14 protein-coding genes and 1 tRNA gene are annotated in these 19982 nt (G+C 57.2%); 8 read left to right on the top strand and 7 right to left on the bottom strand.

The features are described 5' to 3' along the window. Positions 1-50: 50 nt before the first annotated feature. A complete protein-coding gene (locus tag FHS27_RS02340; protein WP_009096755.1) occupies positions 51-635 on the bottom strand; it encodes a dCTP deaminase in 585 nt (194 codons plus the stop codon). Between the two features lie 198 nt (positions 636-833). Between FHS27_RS02340 and FHS27_RS02335 the strand changes: the two genes are divergently transcribed. Then, positions 834-1583, top strand: a complete 750-nt coding sequence (locus tag FHS27_RS02335) for an LON peptidase substrate-binding domain-containing protein (protein WP_246419022.1) — start codon at positions 834-836, stop codon at positions 1581-1583. Positions 1584-1831: 248 nt separating this feature from the next. Beyond that, positions 1832-1905 (top strand) — tRNA-Arg (locus FHS27_RS02330). A 75-nt stretch (positions 1906-1980) separates the two neighbouring features. On the opposite strand, the gene FHS27_RS02325 is transcribed toward FHS27_RS02330, so the two are convergent. Beyond that, on the bottom strand, positions 1981-2772 hold the full coding sequence (locus FHS27_RS02325; RefSeq protein WP_184302320.1) for a class I SAM-dependent methyltransferase: 792 nt from the start codon (positions 2770-2772) through the stop codon (positions 1981-1983). Between the two features lie 425 nt (positions 2773-3197). On the opposite strand from FHS27_RS02325, the gene FHS27_RS02320 reads away from it, so the two are divergent. Beyond that, entirely contained in the window at positions 3198-4484 is a 1287-nt protein-coding gene (locus tag FHS27_RS02320) for an anti-sigma factor family protein (protein WP_184301286.1), read from the top strand. Between the two features lie 124 nt (positions 4485-4608). Here the strand turns inward: FHS27_RS02320 and FHS27_RS02315 are convergent, their stop codons facing one another. Then, positions 4609-5703, bottom strand: a complete 1095-nt coding sequence (locus FHS27_RS02315; RefSeq protein ID WP_184301284.1) for a Gfo/Idh/MocA family protein — start codon at positions 5701-5703, stop codon at positions 4609-4611. A gap of 385 nt (positions 5704-6088) precedes the next feature. On the opposite strand from FHS27_RS02315, the gene FHS27_RS02310 reads away from it, so the two are divergent. Together FHS27_RS02310 and FHS27_RS02305 are read left to right on the top strand one after the other, a co-directional pair. Continuing rightward, entirely contained in the window at positions 6089-6631 is a 543-nt protein-coding gene (locus tag FHS27_RS02310; RefSeq protein WP_246419021.1) for a paraquat-inducible protein A, read from the top strand. Beyond that, positions 6624-8135 (top strand): MlaD family protein, encoded by a 1512-nt coding sequence (locus FHS27_RS02305; RefSeq protein ID WP_246419020.1) that lies wholly within the window; start codon positions 6624-6626, stop codon positions 8133-8135. Before FHS27_RS02310 ends, FHS27_RS02305 begins: the two co-directional genes overlap by 8 nt. A gap of 196 nt (positions 8136-8331) precedes the next feature. On the opposite strand, the gene FHS27_RS02300 is transcribed toward FHS27_RS02305, so the two are convergent. Further along, complete coding sequence (locus tag FHS27_RS02300) at positions 8332-9372, bottom strand: hypothetical protein (protein ID WP_184301277.1); 1041 nt, start codon at positions 9370-9372, stop codon at positions 8332-8334. Between the two features lie 232 nt (positions 9373-9604). Here FHS27_RS02300 and FHS27_RS02295 point away from each other — a divergent pair, with 232 nt between their 5' ends. After that, the gene (locus FHS27_RS02295; RefSeq protein ID WP_184301275.1) at positions 9605-9748 is read left to right on the top strand and encodes a hypothetical protein; all 144 of its coding nucleotides are present in this window, start codon (positions 9605-9607) and stop codon (positions 9746-9748) included. Positions 9749-10012: 264 nt separating this feature from the next. Here the strand turns inward: FHS27_RS02295 and FHS27_RS02290 are convergent, their stop codons facing one another. The 3 genes from FHS27_RS02290 to FHS27_RS02280 all read right to left on the bottom strand — a co-directional run bounded on the left by FHS27_RS02290 (position 10013) and on the right by FHS27_RS02280 (position 16729). Beyond that, the gene (locus tag FHS27_RS02290; RefSeq protein ID WP_184301273.1) at positions 10013-14032 is read right to left on the bottom strand and encodes a protein kinase domain-containing protein; all 4020 of its coding nucleotides are present in this window, start codon (positions 14030-14032) and stop codon (positions 10013-10015) included. Next, positions 14029-14625: an RNA polymerase sigma factor gene (locus tag FHS27_RS02285; RefSeq protein WP_144058867.1), complete on the bottom strand. Its 597-nt coding sequence runs from the start codon at positions 14623-14625 to the stop codon at positions 14029-14031. The genes FHS27_RS02290 and FHS27_RS02285 overlap by 4 nt, the downstream gene beginning before the upstream one ends. A gap of 730 nt (positions 14626-15355) precedes the next feature. Further along, the gene (locus FHS27_RS02280) at positions 15356-16729 is read right to left on the bottom strand and encodes a Gfo/Idh/MocA family protein (RefSeq protein ID WP_184301271.1); all 1374 of its coding nucleotides are present in this window, start codon (positions 16727-16729) and stop codon (positions 15356-15358) included. A gap of 865 nt (positions 16730-17594) precedes the next feature. On the opposite strand from FHS27_RS02280, the gene FHS27_RS02275 reads away from it, so the two are divergent. Continuing rightward, on the top strand, positions 17595-18890 hold the full coding sequence (locus FHS27_RS02275; protein WP_246419019.1) for a hypothetical protein: 1296 nt from the start codon (positions 17595-17597) through the stop codon (positions 18888-18890). Continuing rightward, positions 18874-19914: a tyrosine-type recombinase/integrase gene (locus tag FHS27_RS02270; RefSeq protein ID WP_184302314.1), complete on the top strand. Its 1041-nt coding sequence runs from the start codon at positions 18874-18876 to the stop codon at positions 19912-19914. The genes FHS27_RS02275 and FHS27_RS02270 overlap by 17 nt, the downstream gene beginning before the upstream one ends. Positions 19915-19982: the final 68 nt, after the last annotated feature.

Genomic DNA, 19982 nt, shown 5'->3' with positions numbered 1-19982 from the left:
CCGTGTGATGTCCGCAGATTGAGGATGACCACTTCTGCAAAACGGCGAGTCTAACGGGCCGCTTCGATGGCTTCATCGAAACTGAGTTCCAGTTCGAGTTGCGTGCTGCCGTCGTCGTATCCGAGTTCGCGGTGCAGGAGGCTCGGCTGAATGTCGGTGCTGTTTTGATACTTGTCTTCGTCGCACGGTTTGCAGGTGCCGAGCAGTTCGTGATAGGAGATCTGGCACACTTGCATCTCGGGGTAAATGCGAACGGGTTGGATGCAATGCATCTCGAGCGTCCACGTTCCGCAGTATCCGGACTGGCCGAGACTTCCGCCGGGGTTGAGAACCAGGCCGAGTCGGCCCAACGAAGATCGTGCGTGCAGGACTGGGACGAGGTTTTGCGTTTCGGTGTGCTCGATCGTTCGTCCGAGGTAGAGCACGCCGGGTTGCAGAGTCAGGCCTTCGGAGGGGATCTCGATTCGACGATATCGGTTAGGACTGGCCGCATCGAGAACGACTTCCTCGTAGACGAGCAATTCGTGATACAGCGACAGGTTGTAGCTGTTGGAGTTCAGTCGCGACGGATCGAAGGGATCAATTACGAGGTCTTTGCCCATCCGAGAAAGCAATTCTTGACTGGATAAAATCATGCGATGACGCTCGTCAATGCGGATGGTCAGGGGTGTCGATTTACAAATCTTAATTTAACGAGTTTCGGCCTGCCGTAACCGGTCTCGCATCCCATAATTCGCTATATTTCAGGGGCGGTGTGCGTTTTATAACGTTTCGCCCGCCCGCATTCATCGAAAATGCCCCCAGTTGCCGGGGTGATCCCGAAGGCGTTCGCCATGAATCCGTTTTCCGACGTGACCCAGCTACCCGACGAATTTGACGGACAGGTGCGTTTATTTCCGCTGCCGGGGTTGGTGATGTTTCCCCATGCGATGCAGCCGCTGCACATTTTCGAACCGCGGTATGTCGAAATGCTGCGGGAATCGTTGGCCACAGACCAACTGATCACGATGGCGACGTATTTAGATGCCGCCTCGGTGGGGGAAGCGGAATCGCCGCCTGTCGCCAGGACCGTTTGTATCGGAAAAATCGTTTCGCACGCTGAGCTGGCCGGTGACCGGCACAATATCCTGATAGTGGGTGTGCGGCGGGCAAAAATTCGCCGGGAACTCGAAACGACGCGTCCGTTCCGATCCGCTCAGGTCGACTTGATCGATGACTTCTACGTTCCGGCGGCGACCGGGCAACGCAACGAACTGAAGCGACGGTTGCTGACGTCGTTCGGCAAAATCATCCCGCCGAAAGCCGGTTCGCAGCAAAGCCTCCATGAATTGATGGCCGGGCAGATGGGCGTCGGTCCGATCACCGATATCATCGCCTACACGCTCCCGTTCGAACCCGAAGACAAATTGAAGTTGCTGGAGATGAGCGACGTCGACGCCCGTGCGGAGCACTTGATTTGGCTGATCGATCGCGGTGAGATCAATTTGCAGTCGGTCAGCTCAAGCGAAAAAGACGTCGATCTGCAGGAGCATTCACAGCGGTCGAGCGACAATCAATTCCCGCCGCCGTTTAGTGCCAACTGAGCCGTCTGTTCGAACGCGACCTCTGAGTCTGCGCACGTGACCCATCGCTTCGGCGAAACGAAGACGCGTTGTAAGGTTCAATCGGTAGGGACGCACCATCGCGATTTTGGGAGAGCGGTTCGGCAGGCTTTTCGCGACTCTTTTCGAGCGTGCGTTGCAAAAATCATCCGTGATTGCCAGGGAACCCGATCGCCGAGTAAAGTGTCCGTTCTGGGCTTGCTGATCAAGCGAGCCTGATCCCCCCCCACGCGCCCGTAGCTCAGCTGGATAGAGCATCGCACTTCTAATGCGACGGTCGCAGGTTCGAATCCTGCCGGGCGTGCTGATGGTGTGGATTTCGCGTCATCGATGGCGATCGCATCTGGATTGGCGATCGCGAACGGATCCGGTGCCGAACTTATTGCGGCAACCAGATTGTGGGCTCGGTGGGGCTCGGGACGCTCGAATCGGCGGAGGTCGCCACGTTTCGGCGGGCTTTGATGCGAACATAGGGGGCGATCACGCGGGCTCGGTCTGCGAAGGTGTCAGGCGCCGCGTCGGCGGACGCGTGCAGGGGCTCGACGAGATCTTCGACGACAAAGCCGTTGCGACACAGCCCGCCGATCAGTTGTTCCCAACGGTGCAGGAACTCGACCGCGCCGCTCTCGCGCAGTCGGCTCGATACCGGGTTCGACATATCCGGTGGTGGCACGGGATCGGTGCGATAGTAGTCGTGGCGAAGTTCGTAGTGTCCGTTGCCTCGCTGCATCGATCCCTGCAGACTGACCGGGGATTTGTGTTGGCTGATGTACAGTCCGCCCGGCCGAGTGACTCGTGCGACTTGAGCGTAGATGGCCGCGACATCCGGCAGGTAGCAACTGCTAACGGGATGGACAACCAAATCGAACGATTGTGGTGGCAACATGGAGAGGTCGTCCATCGATCCTTCGAACAGACGCACCGAATACTTCCGCCGTGCAGCCGCCTGGCGATCGAGTTCCAACATCGCGGGGCTGAGGTCGACGACGGTGACGTCCGCACCGGCCGCCGCGTACAGGCAACTCTGGCGACCACCGCCGGCGGCCAAGCAGAGAACTTTCCAACCCCGAATGTTTCCGCCGAGCCAGCCGATCCGGTCGACCGTCTTGAGCGGTTCGGCGAGCTCTTCGTCGGACACGATTCGGCACAGCGGCGCGTCGGCCGCCGTCATCCGCTGGTAACACTCGCGGTTGGAACGCAGGACGTTTTCTCGGGGGATGCTTGAGGCGTCGGATCGAATGCTCAATGAAATGTCCAAATTTTGTGCGTGAAAATGATTGAGCGGCGGAAAAAATGCACGGGCCGCTCAACGGTTGTGAATTTTGCGTTAAGGGGCAGCGAAACGCCCGTGACTGCAAAATGAACCCAATCAGGCGATCAGAATTTTGGTTTTTTGGCCAGTCCAGGGGCTTTCAGCATCGAGTTCCAAGATGGTTTTCCCTTAATTTAGGAACTTTTCCGGACTTGTGGGCATCTCAGCTTTGTCAACCGACACGGACGTTTTTTAAACCACATGGATGTGCTGCGCCGAATCGATGCGAGTCTGACTCGCCTCTGAATCAATTGCCGCGCCTTGCTTATTGAAGACCCGACAGTATGTCAGCTCCTGTTCCCGATATCGATCAACTTCTCAGCGACCATCTTGATGGACGGCTCGACGAGAACGACGTGCAAACGCTCGAAGCGAGATTGCGTGATGACGCTGCGCTCCGGTCGCAGTACGACGCCATGCTCGCCGACCGTCAGAGTCTGAAAGAGATTTTTGTTTCGTCGGAAAAGACACAAACTCGATTGCCCGCCGATTTTGCCTCTCGTGTTCTCGCCGAGAGTCGCCGGCGTGGTTTGAATATCGAATCTGAATCGACCACCGAGTCAAATCTCGTTCGTCCACGCACGTCATCGGAATTGGCATCGTCGGGACGGATGCGAATCATCGCGGGCGTCGTTACGTCCGCAGCAGCGGTGTTGTTGTTGATCTCGCTGAATTGGAACGGGCGGACGGATGTGAATTCTATCCAATCAATCGCTCAGAACGATGACGGTTCGGCAACGATGCCGGCTGAGTTGCCGGAGGTGACGTCGATCGATCAGCAACCTTCTGCCGTCGTCGTTGGAGGAGATGAACCGAACACCGGAGCCGGTGTTGTGCCAAACGGTGTGGCACCATCGATGATGGCAGTGACACCGGATGTTGAGCCGGATGAATCGTCGGTGAAGGTCGACGTGATGGATGTGGCGCCGAAGCCCGCAGCGGCCTCGGTTGCGTCCTCGGAATTGCCTGCCGGTGTGGATGCCTCGTCGAGTGTTTCGGTTGGTGCGGACGATTCGCCGATGTTCGCTAGCTCTTCGCTCGCCGGAGCGATGATGGTGTACGACGTGCGTTTGAGTCAGAAGGGCCGCGTGACGGGAGTCTTCTCGCAAGCGATGCAGCGAAACGGGTTGGATGAATCCAGCCGCGAGCCGTTGAACCGTGACGTGATCGCCGCTGCGAAAAGTGCCGAAGTGTTCGACCAAGACGAGAGTTTTCAAATCATCTTTTTGCAAGCGTCTGCGAAAAAGGTCGATCGCCTGTTCTTAGATTTGCTTAAAGACAGTGAATCGGTTGAGTCGGTCGGGTTGTCGCTGGTCACGGACACGCCCATTCTCCGCATGACGGATCAACTGACGCATGTCGATTCCACCGAAGTGAAGCATCAGCAACCGATCAGTTTGGAGTTGGGCAACGGTGCGGACGACAAGGAACTCGAAACGCTCCGTGATCTGCTCGGCGAGCAAAACTTCATGCCGCTCAACGCGATGGCAGGTAACGTCGACGCCGCGAGCGAGTCGTTGTCGAGCTCGGGTAGCGACGTGATCTCGCGAGTTCTGATTCTGGTCCGTTGAGACTTGTCGTATCCCCGAAGGGTGAATACAGACCGAGCGTGGCGTTCGTTTTAGACGAGAAGACGTTTTCGCCTAGCGAGCCGGAGACCACGCCCGGAGCGATGATTACTCTCGGTGGCTGTGCCTACGCCTGAGGCAGTTCGACGTGGCGGCCGGTTCGGATGCTTTCGTAGATCGCGTCCACACAGACCATGTCACGTAGTCCTTCTTCGCCGGGCACGGTGCTTTCGCGGTCTTCGAGGATGCATTTTGCGAACGCGTCCATTTCGGCGGCAAACTGGTCAATGTTTTCGTGCTCGATTGGGCCCTTGCTGGTTTTGCCTTTGATGCCCTTGTAGCTGTATGCCGGTTCAAGGCCGAACCAACCGTTGTCCGCGTAGGCGTTGTATCGGTTGATCCCGTTGAACGCGTACGTGGTGCTGCAGTAGCAGATCACGCCGCTGGGCATCTTCATGGTCCACGTGATCGATTCGTCGACTTCGGCGAATTTCACAGGATCCGTTTTGGTTTCTTGCGCAGAGATCGAAACGGGCTCTTCGCCACTGATGTACCGGCAGGCTTGGAGCGCGTACACGCCGACGTCCATCATCGCGCCACCGCCGGCGAGTTTGCCATCGAGTCGCCATTGATTGGGATTGCCGATCTTGAAACCGAATCCGGCCTCGATCGCTTTGAGTGAGCCGAACTTTTCGGAGCGAGCCAGGTCGATGCAGTGTTGATGGTGGGGTTCGAACTGGCATCGATATCCGATCGCGAGTTTGCGGTCGTTCTCCTTGCACGCGGCGATCATCTCGCGGCATTCGGCGCTCGTGTTCGCCATCGGTTTTTCACACAGGACGTGCTTACCCGCTTTTGCACCCCGAACGGTAAATTCTTTGTGCATGCCATTGGGCAATACGATGTAGACGACATCGATCGCTTCGTTCTCGCTGAGTTTATTGAAGTTGTCGTAGTTGTAGATGTTCTGTTGTTCGATGCCGTACTTGTCAGCCCATATCTTTTCTTTGGCGGGCGTGCCGGTGACGATACCGACCAGTTTCGCGTGTTGAGTTGTTTGCAGGGCCGGTGCGATTTGGTTGGTGCTCAGGGAACCAAGACCGACGAGGGCAAAGTTGACCGTCGATTTATTGTCCGCTGCCGATGAGGTGTGCACCCCGAAAGATGTTGCCACGGTAACGGATGCGGTTGTGCCGAGGAAAAGCCGTCGATTGATCGTCATGGGGACACCTGTTGAAAGATCGAGAGGGGGAAATGGCTAGTGGAGAGCGAGAATGCGATGTCGCTGCGTCCGCTTCGTTGGTGCTTCGGCATTTCTCACGACCCGTGGTACTTAGTGTTGCGTGTGTCACGTGGTGAGGCAACCTTTACGCGTTCGCCGCGTGTCGGTGGCGTGCTTGCACCGGCGATGCGAGTGGGCCAGAATTCTCGATAATGAATCGATCAGCCGCGATTTGGCGAGAAGACTTTTAGAACACGTGACGCTTAATGCGACAATTCGCCTACGTTTGATGGGCGTCTCTCTTTGACAGGCCGACGGAGTAGTTTCAACGATGCAACATCACCGCGCCTGCCACTGTTGTGGATTGATTCATCGAGTACCCGAGTTGAGCGATGAAGAACGGGCCGTCTGCACGCGTTGCGGTTCGACTCTGATGACCGCGAATCAATCGCAGAAGGGAGCGAGTCGCACGGCGGCCGCTGCCGTCGCCGCGTTTGTGTTGTTTTGGCCCGCGGTGTTGCTGCCGATTCTTGAAATCGAACAGTTGGGTCAGCACAGCGAACAAAGCATTCTGACCGGCACGTTCGGATTGATTCGACACGGTAGTTTCTTTGTCGGTGGGATCGTGTTGTTGTTTTCGATCATCTTTCCACTGACCAAAATTGTGTTGCTGATTGAGCTGAGCCTGCTCGAAATCTTGCACCGCAAACATAAAGCCTTCACCCTTCGTGCGATGGAGCACTTGGGGCGTTGGAGCATGATGGATGTGATGCTGCTCGCGTTCTTGGTCATGTTGGTCAAACTCGGTAATTTGGTCGAGTTCCAATTCGGTCCCGCTGTGATCGCGTTCACGTTGTGCGTGGTGATGAGCATGATCGCGTCATTATCTTTTGATCCACACTCGATTTGGGATGAATCACATGAGTGAAACGGAGTTTCCTGTATCCGACGTTGTCACGCGAGGACGTGGAATACGCTCGATGACGTGGTCCCCGATGTGGATCGTGACGCTGGTCTCTTTTCTGCTCGCGACCGTTTTGACTTGGGCGGCACTCGATGAGCCGGGGGTGTGGATCAAAATTCGATTCGATCGCGGGCATGGATTGAAAGTTGGTGATGTGATGATGTACCGAGGAATCGAGGTCGGCCGTGTCGGCAAGTTGTCATTGCGAAACGATCTCGATGGCATCGACGTTCACGTTATTCTGGAACGCGATGCGGCGCAGATTGCGAACGAAGGATCACGGTTTTGGATCGTTCGGCCGCAAGTCAACGTGCAGGGGATCAGTGGTCTCGAAACGGCCATCGGATCGAAATACTTGAGTGTCATCCCGGGCGACTCTGATCAACGTCGACATGAGTTTGACGGACTGGAGACGCCACCGCCCGTGGGTGCGGATCAAGGTGGATTGGAAATCGTGCTGCGTGGCGACGACCGCTGGGGCGTGAACCCGGGTTCGCCATTGTCGTGGCGAGGCATCGAGGTGGGGCAGGTTCTCGCCTGTTCGTTGTCGCCGGATGCCCGTCATGTCGACACACGAGTCCGCGTCGACGCGCGGCATATTTCGTTGTTATCGAAGGACTCGAAATTCTGGGTGACGAGCGGCATTCAGATGGATCTCGGTATGAGCGGGTTGAAGCTGTCCGCCGAATCGTTGTCGACGATTGCCCGCGGTGGAATCGCGTTCATCACACCGGGACCGATTGACTCCGATGAATCGATCGGTCCAGGCGAGGTGTTCCGATTACACCGCACGATGAGGGACGAGTGGCTCGAGCAGGCCGCGGCGATCAATCAGTTCGCTGAAGTGCCGCCGCATGCTGTTCGCGTTCAGGCCGATTGGAAGGAGAGTTTCTTTGGCATAACCCGTTCGCGTTCATCATCGGCATGGGCAATGGTTGTGTCGACGCCGGCGGAGGGCACTGCGTTATTGATGCCCGGTACACTGATTGACAGTCGAGGTGATGCGATCGATAGTTCGTTTGGGCTCACGGTGGTCGACGGTGAAACACGCACGCCGATTTCTCTGACGAGCCTCCAGCGCGACGAGGGAGGGCTCATCCGATCGGTAGGTGATTGGCAGCCGACGGATGGCCAGACGATTAACCAAGATCGAATGCGGAATCCCGGCGGACCTGAAGACGTTTATGCCGTCTCATGGAGAACCGAAAGTGGCCAAACGCGAGGTTCGTCAAGCGAAACGATCATTACGGAGATGATAGGTCGTGATCAGATACGGGAAGACGAGCGGCGATGGCGGGTGCTCGATACGGTCCTGAGCCCGGAGTTATGGAACGGTGCGCCGGTTGTTTCAGCATCCGATGAAAAGATCGTCGGAATGTTAGTGATCGAAGACAGCGGTACATCGATCATGAGGATTCCCGCCAACGAGGCATTCCTGGAGATAGATTCATCGCAAGCAAGTGAATAGCATGATTGCGAGAGAGTCTCGCGAGAAGTGGAGCAGTGCCACCGGTTGATGGATTGACTCTCAATCGACCGGTGTCACTCCAATGCGATCGGGTTAAGTAATCGCGTGTTGTCGAATTTTGAAACTGTCTATGCCGCGAGCATGTCGCTCGCGGGCGAGATTCCATTCGCGTAGACGGTCTCTGCGGGGCGGTGGCCTATGAGCGGTTTTGATCCGCAACGACAACGACTCGGTTACCCACTTTGACGGCGACTCCGGTGATCGAAATGTTGTCACCCTTCTTCGGTGCTTTGTTGTTGGCGACGTCGCCCATGTCGACGGTTAGCTTTTTACCTTCGTCTGTTTTGAGTTTGACGACGTGATGCTCCTGGCCACGTACTTTGGCGGTCTTGGTCGACTCGACTACGCCATTGTACTCATGTCCCATGCGGGCAATTTTCATGCTGCCTGCTTCCGGAATGGTCACTTCGGTGGCGAGCAAGACTTGTTTGTTGCCTCGTTTGATAATGGGGCCATGAAATTCGGCACGGTCGCCTTTAAACAATTGTGTGTCTAGGCTCTGCGATCCGAGGTCGACCCAGATCTTTTCGCCGTCATCACTTTGCACATGAAGCATCAACGTAAGGTTGTCGAGACGCTTGACCATCTTATGATCTTCAACCGTGCCACTGACGGTGTGGCGTTTGCCGCTGAGGCCTTCCTTCACCGACTGAGCAACGTTGCTCGGATGAACGGCTGACTGCGTGGTCTGTGATAGCTGGCTGTAATCGTAGGTGTCGTACATGCCGTCATTGTCAGCGTCTTCGTACGTCACATACGCATCGTTGAGATAGTCGCCGTCACTGTCGACGTATCGGGACGCACGCTCGTAGTTGCCGTCCTGATCGCGGTCTTCGTAGGTTTCGTAACTCTCGTTGTAGTCGTCACCGTAGAACGTCTCGGCATCAATAACGAGGTTGTCGTTGTCGGAATCGCTGCTCGTTCTGGCATCGTTGTACGACCAGACTTCATCGTCCCAACGGCCGATCGCTTCGTCTGTTGGATTGTAGTCATTGCCATCGAACCATTCCGACACGTCGTACCAAGCGTCGTCTTCGACTTTGCTTCCTTGGTCTTCGCGGTCATAGTCGCCTGTTTGGGCGGATGCCCGATGCATCGTCGCGGCGGGGCCGAGGGTGATCGCGGCGCAAGCGATTAGCGTACGAAGGTGAGCACGTTTTTGATTGAGCGTCTTCATGTTCGTCTCCTGTTGAAAGTTCATTGCGTGGCAATGTGGTGCCATGCAATTTCGGTTGTCATAAGCGGGAGTTGACAATTGGAGGCGTCGGGTGTTGCAGGCTGGCAGCCTGCATTGCGGTCGTGTCTCCGTGAGAGCACGCAGCAGATTGGTGGCCTGGACTGCGACCACATCGCGGTTTGGTCGCGCGGCAGACTGGACGCCTGGAGTACTGTGCAGACGATGCTGCACTATGATGTTGTTAACTCCGCTTCGGTTTACTGTCGATGAAGAGGGTCGCAAACTGCATGCCAACGATGGGGTTGGATTGGGCATGAGAAGGGCGTTGGGGCGAATCTGCGCCGTGACCATGCGAGCGTGTTATCGCACGCTGTAGCACGAGCCAAATAGGATTTCTAGAGTTCGCCAACCGAAATTGAAAAGGTCTGTGTGGACCACTTTCGAGTGGAGACGCGATCTATGTGAATTGCATCTCTGAGGCGAAGATGCGGTGGCGGTTGGTGCGGCAGCGATCGAGGCGGGTGATTTTTCATCACATTCGAAGACTTCGCGATGCCGATGTCGATCCTGCCACGCAGACGTGTTCGTCTCTCGTTTCGTTAACGCAAAAAAGTTGAGGACCCTCTCGCGGCATCAACCGTTAGCCGGACGAGAGCAGTTGGGTGAAGTTATCGATCGCACCACGCACGCGGCTGCGGGTGGATGTCTGTTTTTCCCAGTGATCGACGAGTGTCGAGAGTTCTTCACGATCCGCTGCGGTGATCGCGGGTTGAACGCCGAGGTCGCGTCGGACGAGCGATCGTTCGACTTCATACAGCAGTCGTTCTGCGGTTTGACCGACACACAGTTCGTCGAGTTTTGCGATGCAGTCGTCTAGGCAATGGCTCGCTTCGTCGAGTCGGCCGAGACGACGATAAGCGGTGCCGAGGTCGCCCCAGACAATGGCCTGATGGATCGAGTCCGGTGGAATGTGCTGTGTGACTTCGGAACTGGTTAGAATCTCGGCGGACTCTTCGATGCGGTTGAGTTGCAAGAGTGCCGCGGCTCGCGCCGAGAGACAGATCGCGATGCCAACATAGTCGTCGAGTTGGCGATAGATCTCGAGTGCCTGGTTCAGCGTCTCGCAACATTTTTTGCTGTCGCCAGCGTCGTCTGCGGCGAGGGCACGGTTATTGAGTGATTGAGCGAGCGTGGGGAGGTCGCCGAGTCGTCGGCTGATTCGTTGGCAGCGATCGTAATCGTTTTCGGCTGATTCGTAGTCACCGCTTTCGGCCGACGCGGCGGCTCGTCCGAGTAAGGCTTGCTGCAGGTGGCGAGGGTCGGATCGGTGTTCGACGCGAGTTTGCTGACGGAGTGCTTGGTCGAACAGGTTGCGTGCTTCGGCGATGCGTCCTCGTTGCAACGCGATCTTTCCTTCCTGCACCGTTAGGCCGGGGATGAAACTCTTGATCGCGTCGGCGACGGCTGTCGTGATGCGGCGATTGGCGAGTGGACTGAATGCGTCGCCCATGACCGAGTCGGCGATTCGTTGTCCCTGATCGAGTAGTTCGGTCGCCACGTCGAGGTGTCCGAGTCGACGGTTGGTCTCGATGAGTTCCAAAATTACTTCGAGCCGGGTGGCGTCATCGATTTGAGCCTGGTTGTCCGAGTCGAGGATGGGTTCGAGAAGTCCCACGGCTTCGGTACCGCGGCTGTGCCGGAAAAGGATCTGTGCCAACAAACAACGCGTGTCCACTTCCAGTTCGAGCAGGCGTGGATCTCGTGGCGATGGGATGCTAGGAGATGGTTCGTCCGATTTTGTCGCGTCGGGAGAGGCGAAGTGTTCGAGGAGGTTGCGGCACAACCGTTCGGCGTGGTCGGTTTGACCGGCTAACCGTTTGGCGTCGGCTAATCGAACCATCAGTTCGATCCGATCGTTTCCGGAACTGAGCGTGAGACCTTTTTCAATGCGTTCGATTCGCAATCGGCTGTCGAGTTGGTCGGCGCCGAGATGGTCGGCAGTTAGAATCGCGCGGACGCACTGAGAACCGCGAGCGTCGTCGAGTGATTGGTCGGATTCGATTAACCACGAGGCAGCGGTCCACAAATTGGTCGCGAAGTGCCGGGCATCGATCTCGGACAACGGCACCGGATCGCTCAACAGGGAATCGAGCATTCCGGCGGCGGTATGGTTGCGTGTTTCGCTCGCGATCGTTTCGAGAATGTATCGGCGGACGGTGTTGTCCGCGTGGATGTGGATCGTTTCGTCGTCATCGCGTAGACGCAGCAATTGCCGTTCGCGCAGTTCGTCGATCCAGTCTAACGGATCGTCGTCGATCGAGACGTTTTCCGGCGAGTCGTCGACGTTCGACGCGATCAGTGATTCCGCGACCGACATCGGAACCGGTGCCGGCCAAATGGCGAGAGCTCTCAGCGTGGATAGCTGCCACTGATTGAGGAGATCAACGCTCCATCTCACCACGCTGCTCAGGGTGCGATGGCGGTCGGGACGGTCGGCGCGGTTGCTCTTGAGCACACCGAATGATTGACTCAGCCGTTTGCGTAAATTCGGTATCGTCAGCACGCCCACGCGGGCGGCGGCGAGTTCAATCGCCAACGGGTTGCCATCGACGATACGGCAGATTTCGCGGATGTCTTCTTTGGCCGCTGCAGTGATTTCGAGTCCGGGTTTGACGGCCTCGGCTCGGCGGATGAACAGCTCACTGGCTTGTTCGGATTTGTCCGTTGTGAGCGGTTGCAACGTCACGACGCGTTCGCCGCGGATCCGCAGCGGCAATTGGCTGGTGACGATCAGACGCACGGCGGGATTGCGCAACAGCCAATCGTTGATTTGCTCAGCGGCGGTGCGAACGATTTGTTCCACGTTGTCGAGCACCAAAGTCACCGGTCCGCGAACGGCGATGGTTTGGGCGACGCGTCGCCGAGAAGGTTCGTTGGGTTGTTGGGTGACACCGAGCGCGGCCAAAACGGACGAGGCGAACTGATCGGCGTCCATCGCCGTTGCGGCGTCGACCCAAATGATGTCGCCGGAGGTTCGTGGTGCCAAACGTTTGGCGATCACCGCGGCCGTTTGTGTTTTGCCGATGCCGCCGATTCCGGTGAGGGTCAACAATCGGTTGTTGGTGTCGTCGAGCCACTGGACCGCGGATTCGATCACGTCGTCGCGGCCGACCAAGTCCGGTTCGCTCCATGGGCAACCGACCAATCTTCCTTGGCCGATGGAATGTCCCGAGTGCAACATCGAACTGAGTGCCTCGTCGGCGAACCGCTGCAATTCGTTGGCGAGTTCGGCGGCTGTGGCGTAGCGATCTTCCACGCGTTTAGACAAACACCGCAAACAGATTTTGGCGAGCTCATCGGGGATGTCGTCGCGGAGTTGGCCCGGCGGAACGACGCTGCGGGTTTGAATCGCCTCGAGCACGTGTGAGGTCGTCGAGCCGCTGAAGGGCAATTGACCGGTGATCAATCGGTACAGCATCACGCCGAGACTCCAGACGTCGCTGCGACCGTCGAGGTGATGCGTTTCGCCGAAGCTCTGTTCGGGTGACATGTATGCCGGCGTGCCAAAGACTTTTCCGGCGAGTGTTTCCTGATCCGAGCGGCGGATGGCCAGCCCGAAGTCCAGGACGGTGGGGTTTCCTCGCGAGTCGATCAGCACGTTTTGTGGTTTGAGGTCACAGTGAATCAAACCCGACAGGTGAGCGTGATGAACGGCTCGGCTGATCCGTGCCATCACACCGGCGAGTACGCGGTCGTCAGGGTTGGATGCGTTGCGGCAAAACTCGGTCCACCATGAGTCCATCGGTTCGGCGTCGACCATCCGCATGACCAAGTGCACATGTCCGCTGTCGACGATGACGTCGTAGATTGTCATCAAGTCGGGGTGGTCTAACCCGGCGGCGGTGCGTGCCTCAGCGACCAAGGCGTCACGATGGGACAGGTTGCTCGCCAATTCGGGGTGCAGCGTTTTGATCGCAACGTGTCGTTGGAGTTGTTGATCGTAGGCTTTCCAGACGACACCAAAGCTGCCTTCGCCGAGCAACATTTCACGTTTGAACCGAGGCCTCAATCCGTGCCAACTGTCGGTGGGCCCGGAACCGGTGATTGACACATTGGACGATCCGACGAGCGTATGCAAAGGGTCCTCGGTCGGCCCCGACTGCTCTCTTTCATGGGAGGCGGATTGGTTTGGTGCCGGTGTGGATTCCGGTGCCGGTGCCTCAGGTTGGTCGTCGAGATCCGCGAACCATCCTTGCAGCTTTTGTGAAAACTCGGCGTAGGCGCGTGGCGATGCGAATGCGGTCGGCGGGTAGTCTTCACGCCACTGCTCGAGAGTTGGCAATTCGCCTTGGCGTTGGCAAAGTCGCCATTCGTCTTCGATCATATCTGCCGTCGCGGTGATCGAAGGGTATTCCGCGAGATATTCACGCAGCGTTTTGATAGCGTGATCGGACGAGCGGTAGCGATACTCCAAGTCGAGTCGCACCAACTCCACGAGCAACCGCTCTCGCAGATCAACGTCGTCAACGTTGTCGTTCAGAAAGGAATCGATGTCCGGAGGTGTGCCGTCGATCCATTGCGATTCGAATTGATCGAGCAAAGCTTCTTCACGTCGGTCATCTTCGCCGAAGGGATCATGATCGATGTTTGCCGAATTCATGTTGCCAACGTGTCGAGTCGTTCGCGCCAACGCAACCGCATCTTGTCGAGCAAACGACGAACGGTCCTCTCGCTGCGTCCGACTTGATCGGCAATTTCGGTCATTTCGAAGCCCTGCATCCGCAGCCGAATGATCTCGACTTGATGTTCGTCCAGATCACCGGTGAGGTGATCAAATTCCTCCATTACGGCCGCCGCGGCATCGGGCAGCGGTTGCATGGCAGCGGCTTCGAAACATCTCACGTTTTCGTCACCGGGCAAATTGGCAACCGATTGCTCGGCGTCCATGCCACGCTTGGCGGCTTGGTGGTGGGCGACGCGACGACGGAGTTTGTTCAGGGACATGACAACGAGTAGTCGCCACAGGTCGCCGGTCTGGTCGATATGAAATTTTTGGTTCTCGACACCGACGAAGAAACTGCGGAACGCCGATTGGACGATGTCCTCGGCGTCAACACGGCGGGTCAACCGCGAACTCATCCGGCGATGCACCATGGTGATCAACCGGGCGACGTACCGATCAAACAGTTCTTGCGAAGCGGCTTGATCGCCTTGGCGGCATCGGTCGACGAGGATGACAGAATGTTCGTCCATCGTTGCAAAATCAGGTTGGCATGTCACGGGTTGGGTGGTGGTCATTGTAGCCAGCAGGTGGAGATTGTGACCCTGTGCGAAGAAGAAAATTGAACCGTCGTGAACAACGGGCTGACCAAGTGAGGAATTTGCCGATCGCGCGATTTGCGTCGCGGGAAACGGTGTGCCCACGAATGGAGGCCGTCGGCCGGTCACGTGTGATCTGCGAACGCGGCAAACTACGGAGCGTGTGTCCCCCTTTATCTGCCTGTTTAGGCGGGCGTTTTGCTTTCGGTGCCTTCATCCATTGCGGGCGAATGTCATTTAATTAACCGGCAGCCGTTGCACTGGGCAACCGAAATGACGGGTTCGGTGAACGAACGTATCCTGCGGTCTTGTGTCGTTGCAGGTCGTGCGGAGGGACGCTGTCGTGTTGATCGGGGGAACGTGCGGCTGTTCGACTGTCGCGTGGGAGGCTTGCTTCGTGATAGATGTGAGGCCTCGCGAAAGCACCATCATGCAATCGACGGATCCCGAAGCCGTCGGTGTTCGCATCCGGTTTTAAGAGTTTGGCAACAAAAAACGCGGCCGCCCTGAAGGACGCCGCGTTCAATGATTGGATCAGTACCGTGTTCGCTCGGATCGATGAGCAACCGCGAGCGAAAGTTGGGGTACAGTTCCGCGTTCGTGAAACCTCGCGGCCCTGGAGTGTTGGCCGCATAGAAACGCTGCACGCGGGAGGTTCGTCCGCTTAAGCAAACGGGCTGTACTTGCCTGGGACTGGCACGGGGTACTTGCCGTCGTCGCCGCGGACAACCGGTGGCGTCGATTGCAGGGTGTACTCGTCGATTCCAGGAGCCAGGTCGTGGCCTTTCTCGAGGAGATCATCCCATCGAACGATCTTGCCCGAGTAGCAGGCTTCGCGTCCGAGGATTGCAGTGAATGTGGAGTGGGCTCCGTATTCGCCTTCGTTGTAGATCTCGCCACGCATCAGAGCTTCGATCAAATCGTGCTGCTCTTGTTGGTGACCGTTGACCCGTTTGCCTTCGAACTTCCATGCGTTCGGGCCACCAATTTCTCCGCTCGGGTTAGCTGTTCCCTTGGTGCCTTGTGCGAATTCACCGACGTGATTCCAGGCTCCCTTGAGGTGGCGACCTTGGCTGAACATTTTGGTGCCGTCGGCAAACGTGTATTCGCAGAACGTGTGGTCGAAGATTTGAGATTTCGAACCGTCGCCACCTTCACGTTGTTGGTGACCGCCCATGCCGTTGCATTCAACCGGGTAGGCTCCCTTGACCCAGCAACCGACGTCGAGGTTATGGATGTGTTGTTCGCAAATTTGATCGCCGCACAACCAGTTGAAGTGGTACCAGTTATTGGTTTGGAATTCCATTTCGGTTTGGTCGTCGGTCTTGTTCTTGTACCAGATGCCGCCGCCGTTCCAGTAAACCTGTTGTGAGATCACGTCGCCGATGGCGCCGTCATGGATACGTGCAACGGTTTCCATGTAGGAGGGTTCGTGGCGACGCTGCAGCCCAATGCCGACCATCAGGTTTTGCTTCTTGGATTCTTCAACGGCCTTGAGAACACGACGGACGCCAGGGGCATCGGTCGCGACAGGTTTTTCCATGAAGATATGACGTCCACGGGCGACGGCATATTCGAATTGTTGTGGTTTGTATCCCGGTGGGGTTGCGATCACGACGAGGTCGCATTCGGTGTCGATGGCTTTCTTGTAGCCGTCCAGTCCGGTGAAGATTTGGTCTTCGGGCACATCGACTTTGTCGCCGTGACGACGTCCGAGTTGATTGAGAGCTTCACGGCACTTGCCTTCGAACGCGTCGTGAACGGCGACGAGTTTGACGTTGCCTTTTGTGTTCATGATGTTGTCGGCGGCACCTTTACCACGGCCACCGCAACCGATCACGACAAAACGGATCACGTCATCGCCGGCGGCGTGTGCAGCGGGGATTGCCATCGCGCTGAGGCCTGCTCCGGCGCCCAAAGCGGTGCCTGCGAGCACGGAGGAATTCTTCAAGAATCCGCGGCGAGAATCGGACGTTTCAATCGCAGCCTTGGGGGTGATAATGGGAGAGGTCGCGGAGGTCTGCTTCGAGTTTTCCATGTTGTTCTCAAGTCAATGGAGGTAGCAACAATCGCCGCCGAGCATTCGGTGGGATTATGAGGGGGTGGGAAACATTGGAGGGATGGGCCAAACAGGGTTTGTTGGACCCACTGTCTCGCGGGAACTCGGGAGCATCGCCGGTTGCGAGCAGACTCGAGTCTTGCGAGCTAGACGGATTGTAAACGAAATTGGTTTCGATCGCACCTTGATTGGGGCAGGTTTTCACCGAAGAGGCATTTAGCGATGGACCGCATGACTTCCCTGCGATAACGCGAAGTCCATAGACCCGGCGTTGGTGGGGCGGTCGGATGACTTCCGCGGTGAAATTAGCCCTCCATGTGTGGTTGCCCCGTGGGAGCAGTCGCGGTTTTAGCGATGCGCCGCATAGGAATACGCCGTGTGGATTTTTGGGCGAGGGTGTCAGTCAAGAAGGCTCGTTCCCAGTGGGGGCGGATATGGCGTGGTTTCCTGGTCTGGTATCGAGTTCGTGCAGGGTCGGTCGAACCGTCGGCCGAGCTTTCGCGTCCTGACGAGTGGCGGAATGCGAAGGTTTTTCGACTTGTAACGATTATTTCGGCGATTCGTACGTCCGATGCCGGACCAAAAAGGCAGAATTCGCTTTGCCGGTCAGCCAATTTGCGTAGACTGAGTGGACAATGTCGTTTGGCCGGTTCACAGCGACCCTTCGCCGTTGTCTATTCCTTTTCCTCGATCGCATTTTCACGCTCACGTCCCCCCAAGTGATCCCGCGTGATGATTCGCCGCACTGGTTTTCGCAGTGATTTTTTTGTCTTCCGAACCTGCAATTCGTTCGACGAGGTTGTGTGCTGCACGCCGCGTCATTGATCGTTGCACGGCTTTCGTAATGACGATCGCAGTGTTGGCGGTTTGGGGCGCGACGCAGGTTCATTCCCAGGGGCCTGGAACGTTGCCCCCGCCAGGGTTGTTTCAAGAATCCAATCCGTGGCCCGAACAGTTGCAGGGGATTCAGCCGGACGCGTTTTTGTTCCAAGACGAATCGAATACGCCCGTGGTGATGCCGCGGATGTCGTTCGAGGAAATCGACCGGTTGCGAAAGCTCGATCGCGGCATGCGTTCGGGTGATCGTGTCTCGACGCTCGAAAGGTTAACGGTCGACGGGACGGTGGAACCCACACGTGCCCAATGGGACGCGGATTTGGTGATCCGATTGGAAGCGGCCGCAGTGCGTGAGATGGCCGGCCGGGCCGTCGTCGTCGATATCGGATTCGCGGGGGCTCACTTGATCGAAGCCGCCGAGGTTCGCTTTCTAGACGGCAGCGATCCGAAACAGGGATCCGGTGAGGATCGTGGACAAATCGTTCCGGGGGCTTACGTGCGTTTGCCTCCGCCGACGTCATTCACGGTTGCGGGCCGTGCCGCGGTCACGAACGACGCCGCCGAAACGGGCACTCCGATGAGTCCGATCGTCGGTCCGTCCGCGGAATCCTCAACGCTACCATCGACGTTCCCCAGCCCACTGCGTCAAGCGATTGGTGGGGAAGCGAACGCGTGGAGTAGCGCGGGCGGATATCAATTGGTCATTCCGTCGGAGTCTGTCCTCGATCAGTCGGCTGCCCCGCGTGAGCCACCGTTGGTTCTGGTGACGTTAAAAATGTCAGCTCGGTTGTGGTCGACGCCGCCACGACAGGCATGGTTACCGATTCAATTGCCGTCGGTGCCCACGACGATGCAAATGCGGCTGCGTCCTGTTGATCGCGAATCGGTTTCGATCGCGTCTCTGGACGTTGTCGGATCGGGCAGGGAAGTGGTGCGGCGCATCGATACCTCCAACGTTTTTGTGATCGAGTGCGACGGCGGGGTGATCGCGTTGCGCTGGGTGGCGTCGGCGGGGCCGTCCGGTGACACGGGAGACCTGATCGAAGTCGAATCAGAAACTCAGTTGCAGTGGGAATCGCCGACCGAGCCACCGTCGATGGACGTGCGGTTGATGGCGAGGAATCTGCGTGGACCGCTCGGCGGATGTGAAGTGCGTTTGCCGGCCGCGGCCGTGTTGGTTTCTCCGCCGGAAGTCATTGCGACGAGTTTGGATAGCCGCGATCCGGCCAGCTCGAGTGCAACGAATGGTTCAAGTAAGCCGCTAGCGCGGCGGTTTTGTATTGGTGGTGGAATGGACGCGTGACGGATTGTTGGAAGCAACCTTTCAGGAGGAGCTGTTCGCTGGGAACAGCTCAGCAACTCCTCCTGAAAAGGAACACAACATGTCCAATTCTAGCTCAAAAAGTCCGCAAAATGTACCTGGAGCCCACTTCCCTGAAAGTCTTCGCCTGAGACTCTCCGAAGACTTGCACCTGACCGGCAAAGCCAAGCGAACTCACGATGGCTACATCCGAGCGGTCAGGCAGCTCTCCGATTTCGCCGGCTGCAGTCCCGATCAGGTGACCGAGCAGCATGTACGGCAGTTCTTCTTGCACCTTAAAAACGATCGCAACTTTGCTTATGGATCACTCCGCGTGGCCTTCTCGGGCATCAAGTTCTTCTTCACGCATACCTGCAAGCGTGACTGGGAAATCATCAAGATGCTCAAACTCCAAAACATCACCACGTTGCCGGAGGTGCTGACGATCGGTCAGGTTCATGAACTGATCGGCTCAGCGACCACGCGGCGGATGTTCGTCTATTTCTGGACCGTCTATTCGCTGGGGCTGCGGCTCAATGAAGCGTTGCATCTGCAGGTGAGCGACATCGACGCCGAGCGAGGCTGGGTTCATGTCCATCGTGGCAAGGGAGCCAAGGACCGGTATGTGCCGCTGCCGACGACGACTGTTCGACTTCTGCGAAACTACTGGACAAGTCACCGGCACCCCCGCCTGCTGTTTCCGGCAGATGGACGAAACCACCGCCTCGCCAAAGACGGCATCAGCCAAGCGACGACTCCGATGAGCGAAACGGCCGTTCAAGGAGCCATGAAGCTGATCACAAAGAAGCTTCGCTTTGGAAAAAAGGTTAGCATCCATACGCTGCGTCATTCTTATGCGACGCACTTGCTCGAAGCGGGGGTGGGACTAAAGGTGATTCAAAAGTACTTGGGGCATTCGTCGCTGCAGACCACGATGGTCTACCTGCATTTTACAGATACGGCCGAGGCGAATGCTCGCGAACAAATCGAAAAGCTGTTTGATAGGCTACCGGGCAGCGGCGAGTAAAACCGCTCACGCAAATGCCCACGGTTGCGGAGGCCCTTCGGCAATTCGCACCGGCATACCTGCAGCAA

The organism is Aporhodopirellula rubra (genome assembly GCF_014192335.1).
Taxonomy (GTDB): domain Bacteria; phylum Planctomycetota; class Planctomycetia; order Pirellulales; family Pirellulaceae; genus Rhodopirellula; species Rhodopirellula rubra.
This window is presented reverse-complemented; position numbering and strand designations above follow the sequence as displayed.

Excerpts from the sequence above, each read along its gene's own strand:
- FHS27_RS02280 (WP_184301271.1), bottom strand. The coding sequence starts at position 16,729 with ATGGAAAACTCGAAGCAGACCTCCGCGACCTCTCCCATTATCACCCCC.
- FHS27_RS02325 (WP_184302320.1), bottom strand. The coding sequence starts at position 2,772 with ATGACGGCGGCCGACGCGCCGCTGTGCCGAATCGTGTCCGACGAAGAG.
- FHS27_RS02290 (WP_184301273.1), bottom strand. The coding sequence starts at position 14,032 with ATGAATTCGGCAAACATCGATCATGATCCCTTCGGCGAAGATGACCGA.
- FHS27_RS02340 (WP_009096755.1), bottom strand. The coding sequence starts at position 635 with ATGATTTTATCCAGTCAAGAATTGCTTTCTCGGATGGGCAAAGACCTC.
- FHS27_RS02320 (WP_184301286.1), top strand. The coding sequence starts at position 3,198 with ATGTCAGCTCCTGTTCCCGATATCGATCAACTTCTCAGCGACCATCTT.
- FHS27_RS02295 (WP_184301275.1), top strand. The coding sequence starts at position 9,605 with ATGATGTTGTTAACTCCGCTTCGGTTTACTGTCGATGAAGAGGGTCGC.
- FHS27_RS02275 (WP_246419019.1), top strand. The coding sequence starts at position 17,595 with ATGACGATCGCAGTGTTGGCGGTTTGGGGCGCGACGCAGGTTCATTCC.
- FHS27_RS02305 (WP_246419020.1), top strand. The coding sequence starts at position 6,624 with ATGAGTGAAACGGAGTTTCCTGTATCCGACGTTGTCACGCGAGGACGT.
- FHS27_RS02300 (WP_184301277.1), bottom strand. The coding sequence starts at position 9,372 with ATGAAGACGCTCAATCAAAAACGTGCTCACCTTCGTACGCTAATCGCT.
- FHS27_RS02335 (WP_246419022.1), top strand. The coding sequence starts at position 834 with ATGAATCCGTTTTCCGACGTGACCCAGCTACCCGACGAATTTGACGGA.
- FHS27_RS02315 (WP_184301284.1), bottom strand. The coding sequence starts at position 5,703 with ATGACGATCAATCGACGGCTTTTCCTCGGCACAACCGCATCCGTTACC.
- FHS27_RS02285 (WP_144058867.1), bottom strand. The coding sequence starts at position 14,625 with ATGGACGAACATTCTGTCATCCTCGTCGACCGATGCCGCCAAGGCGAT.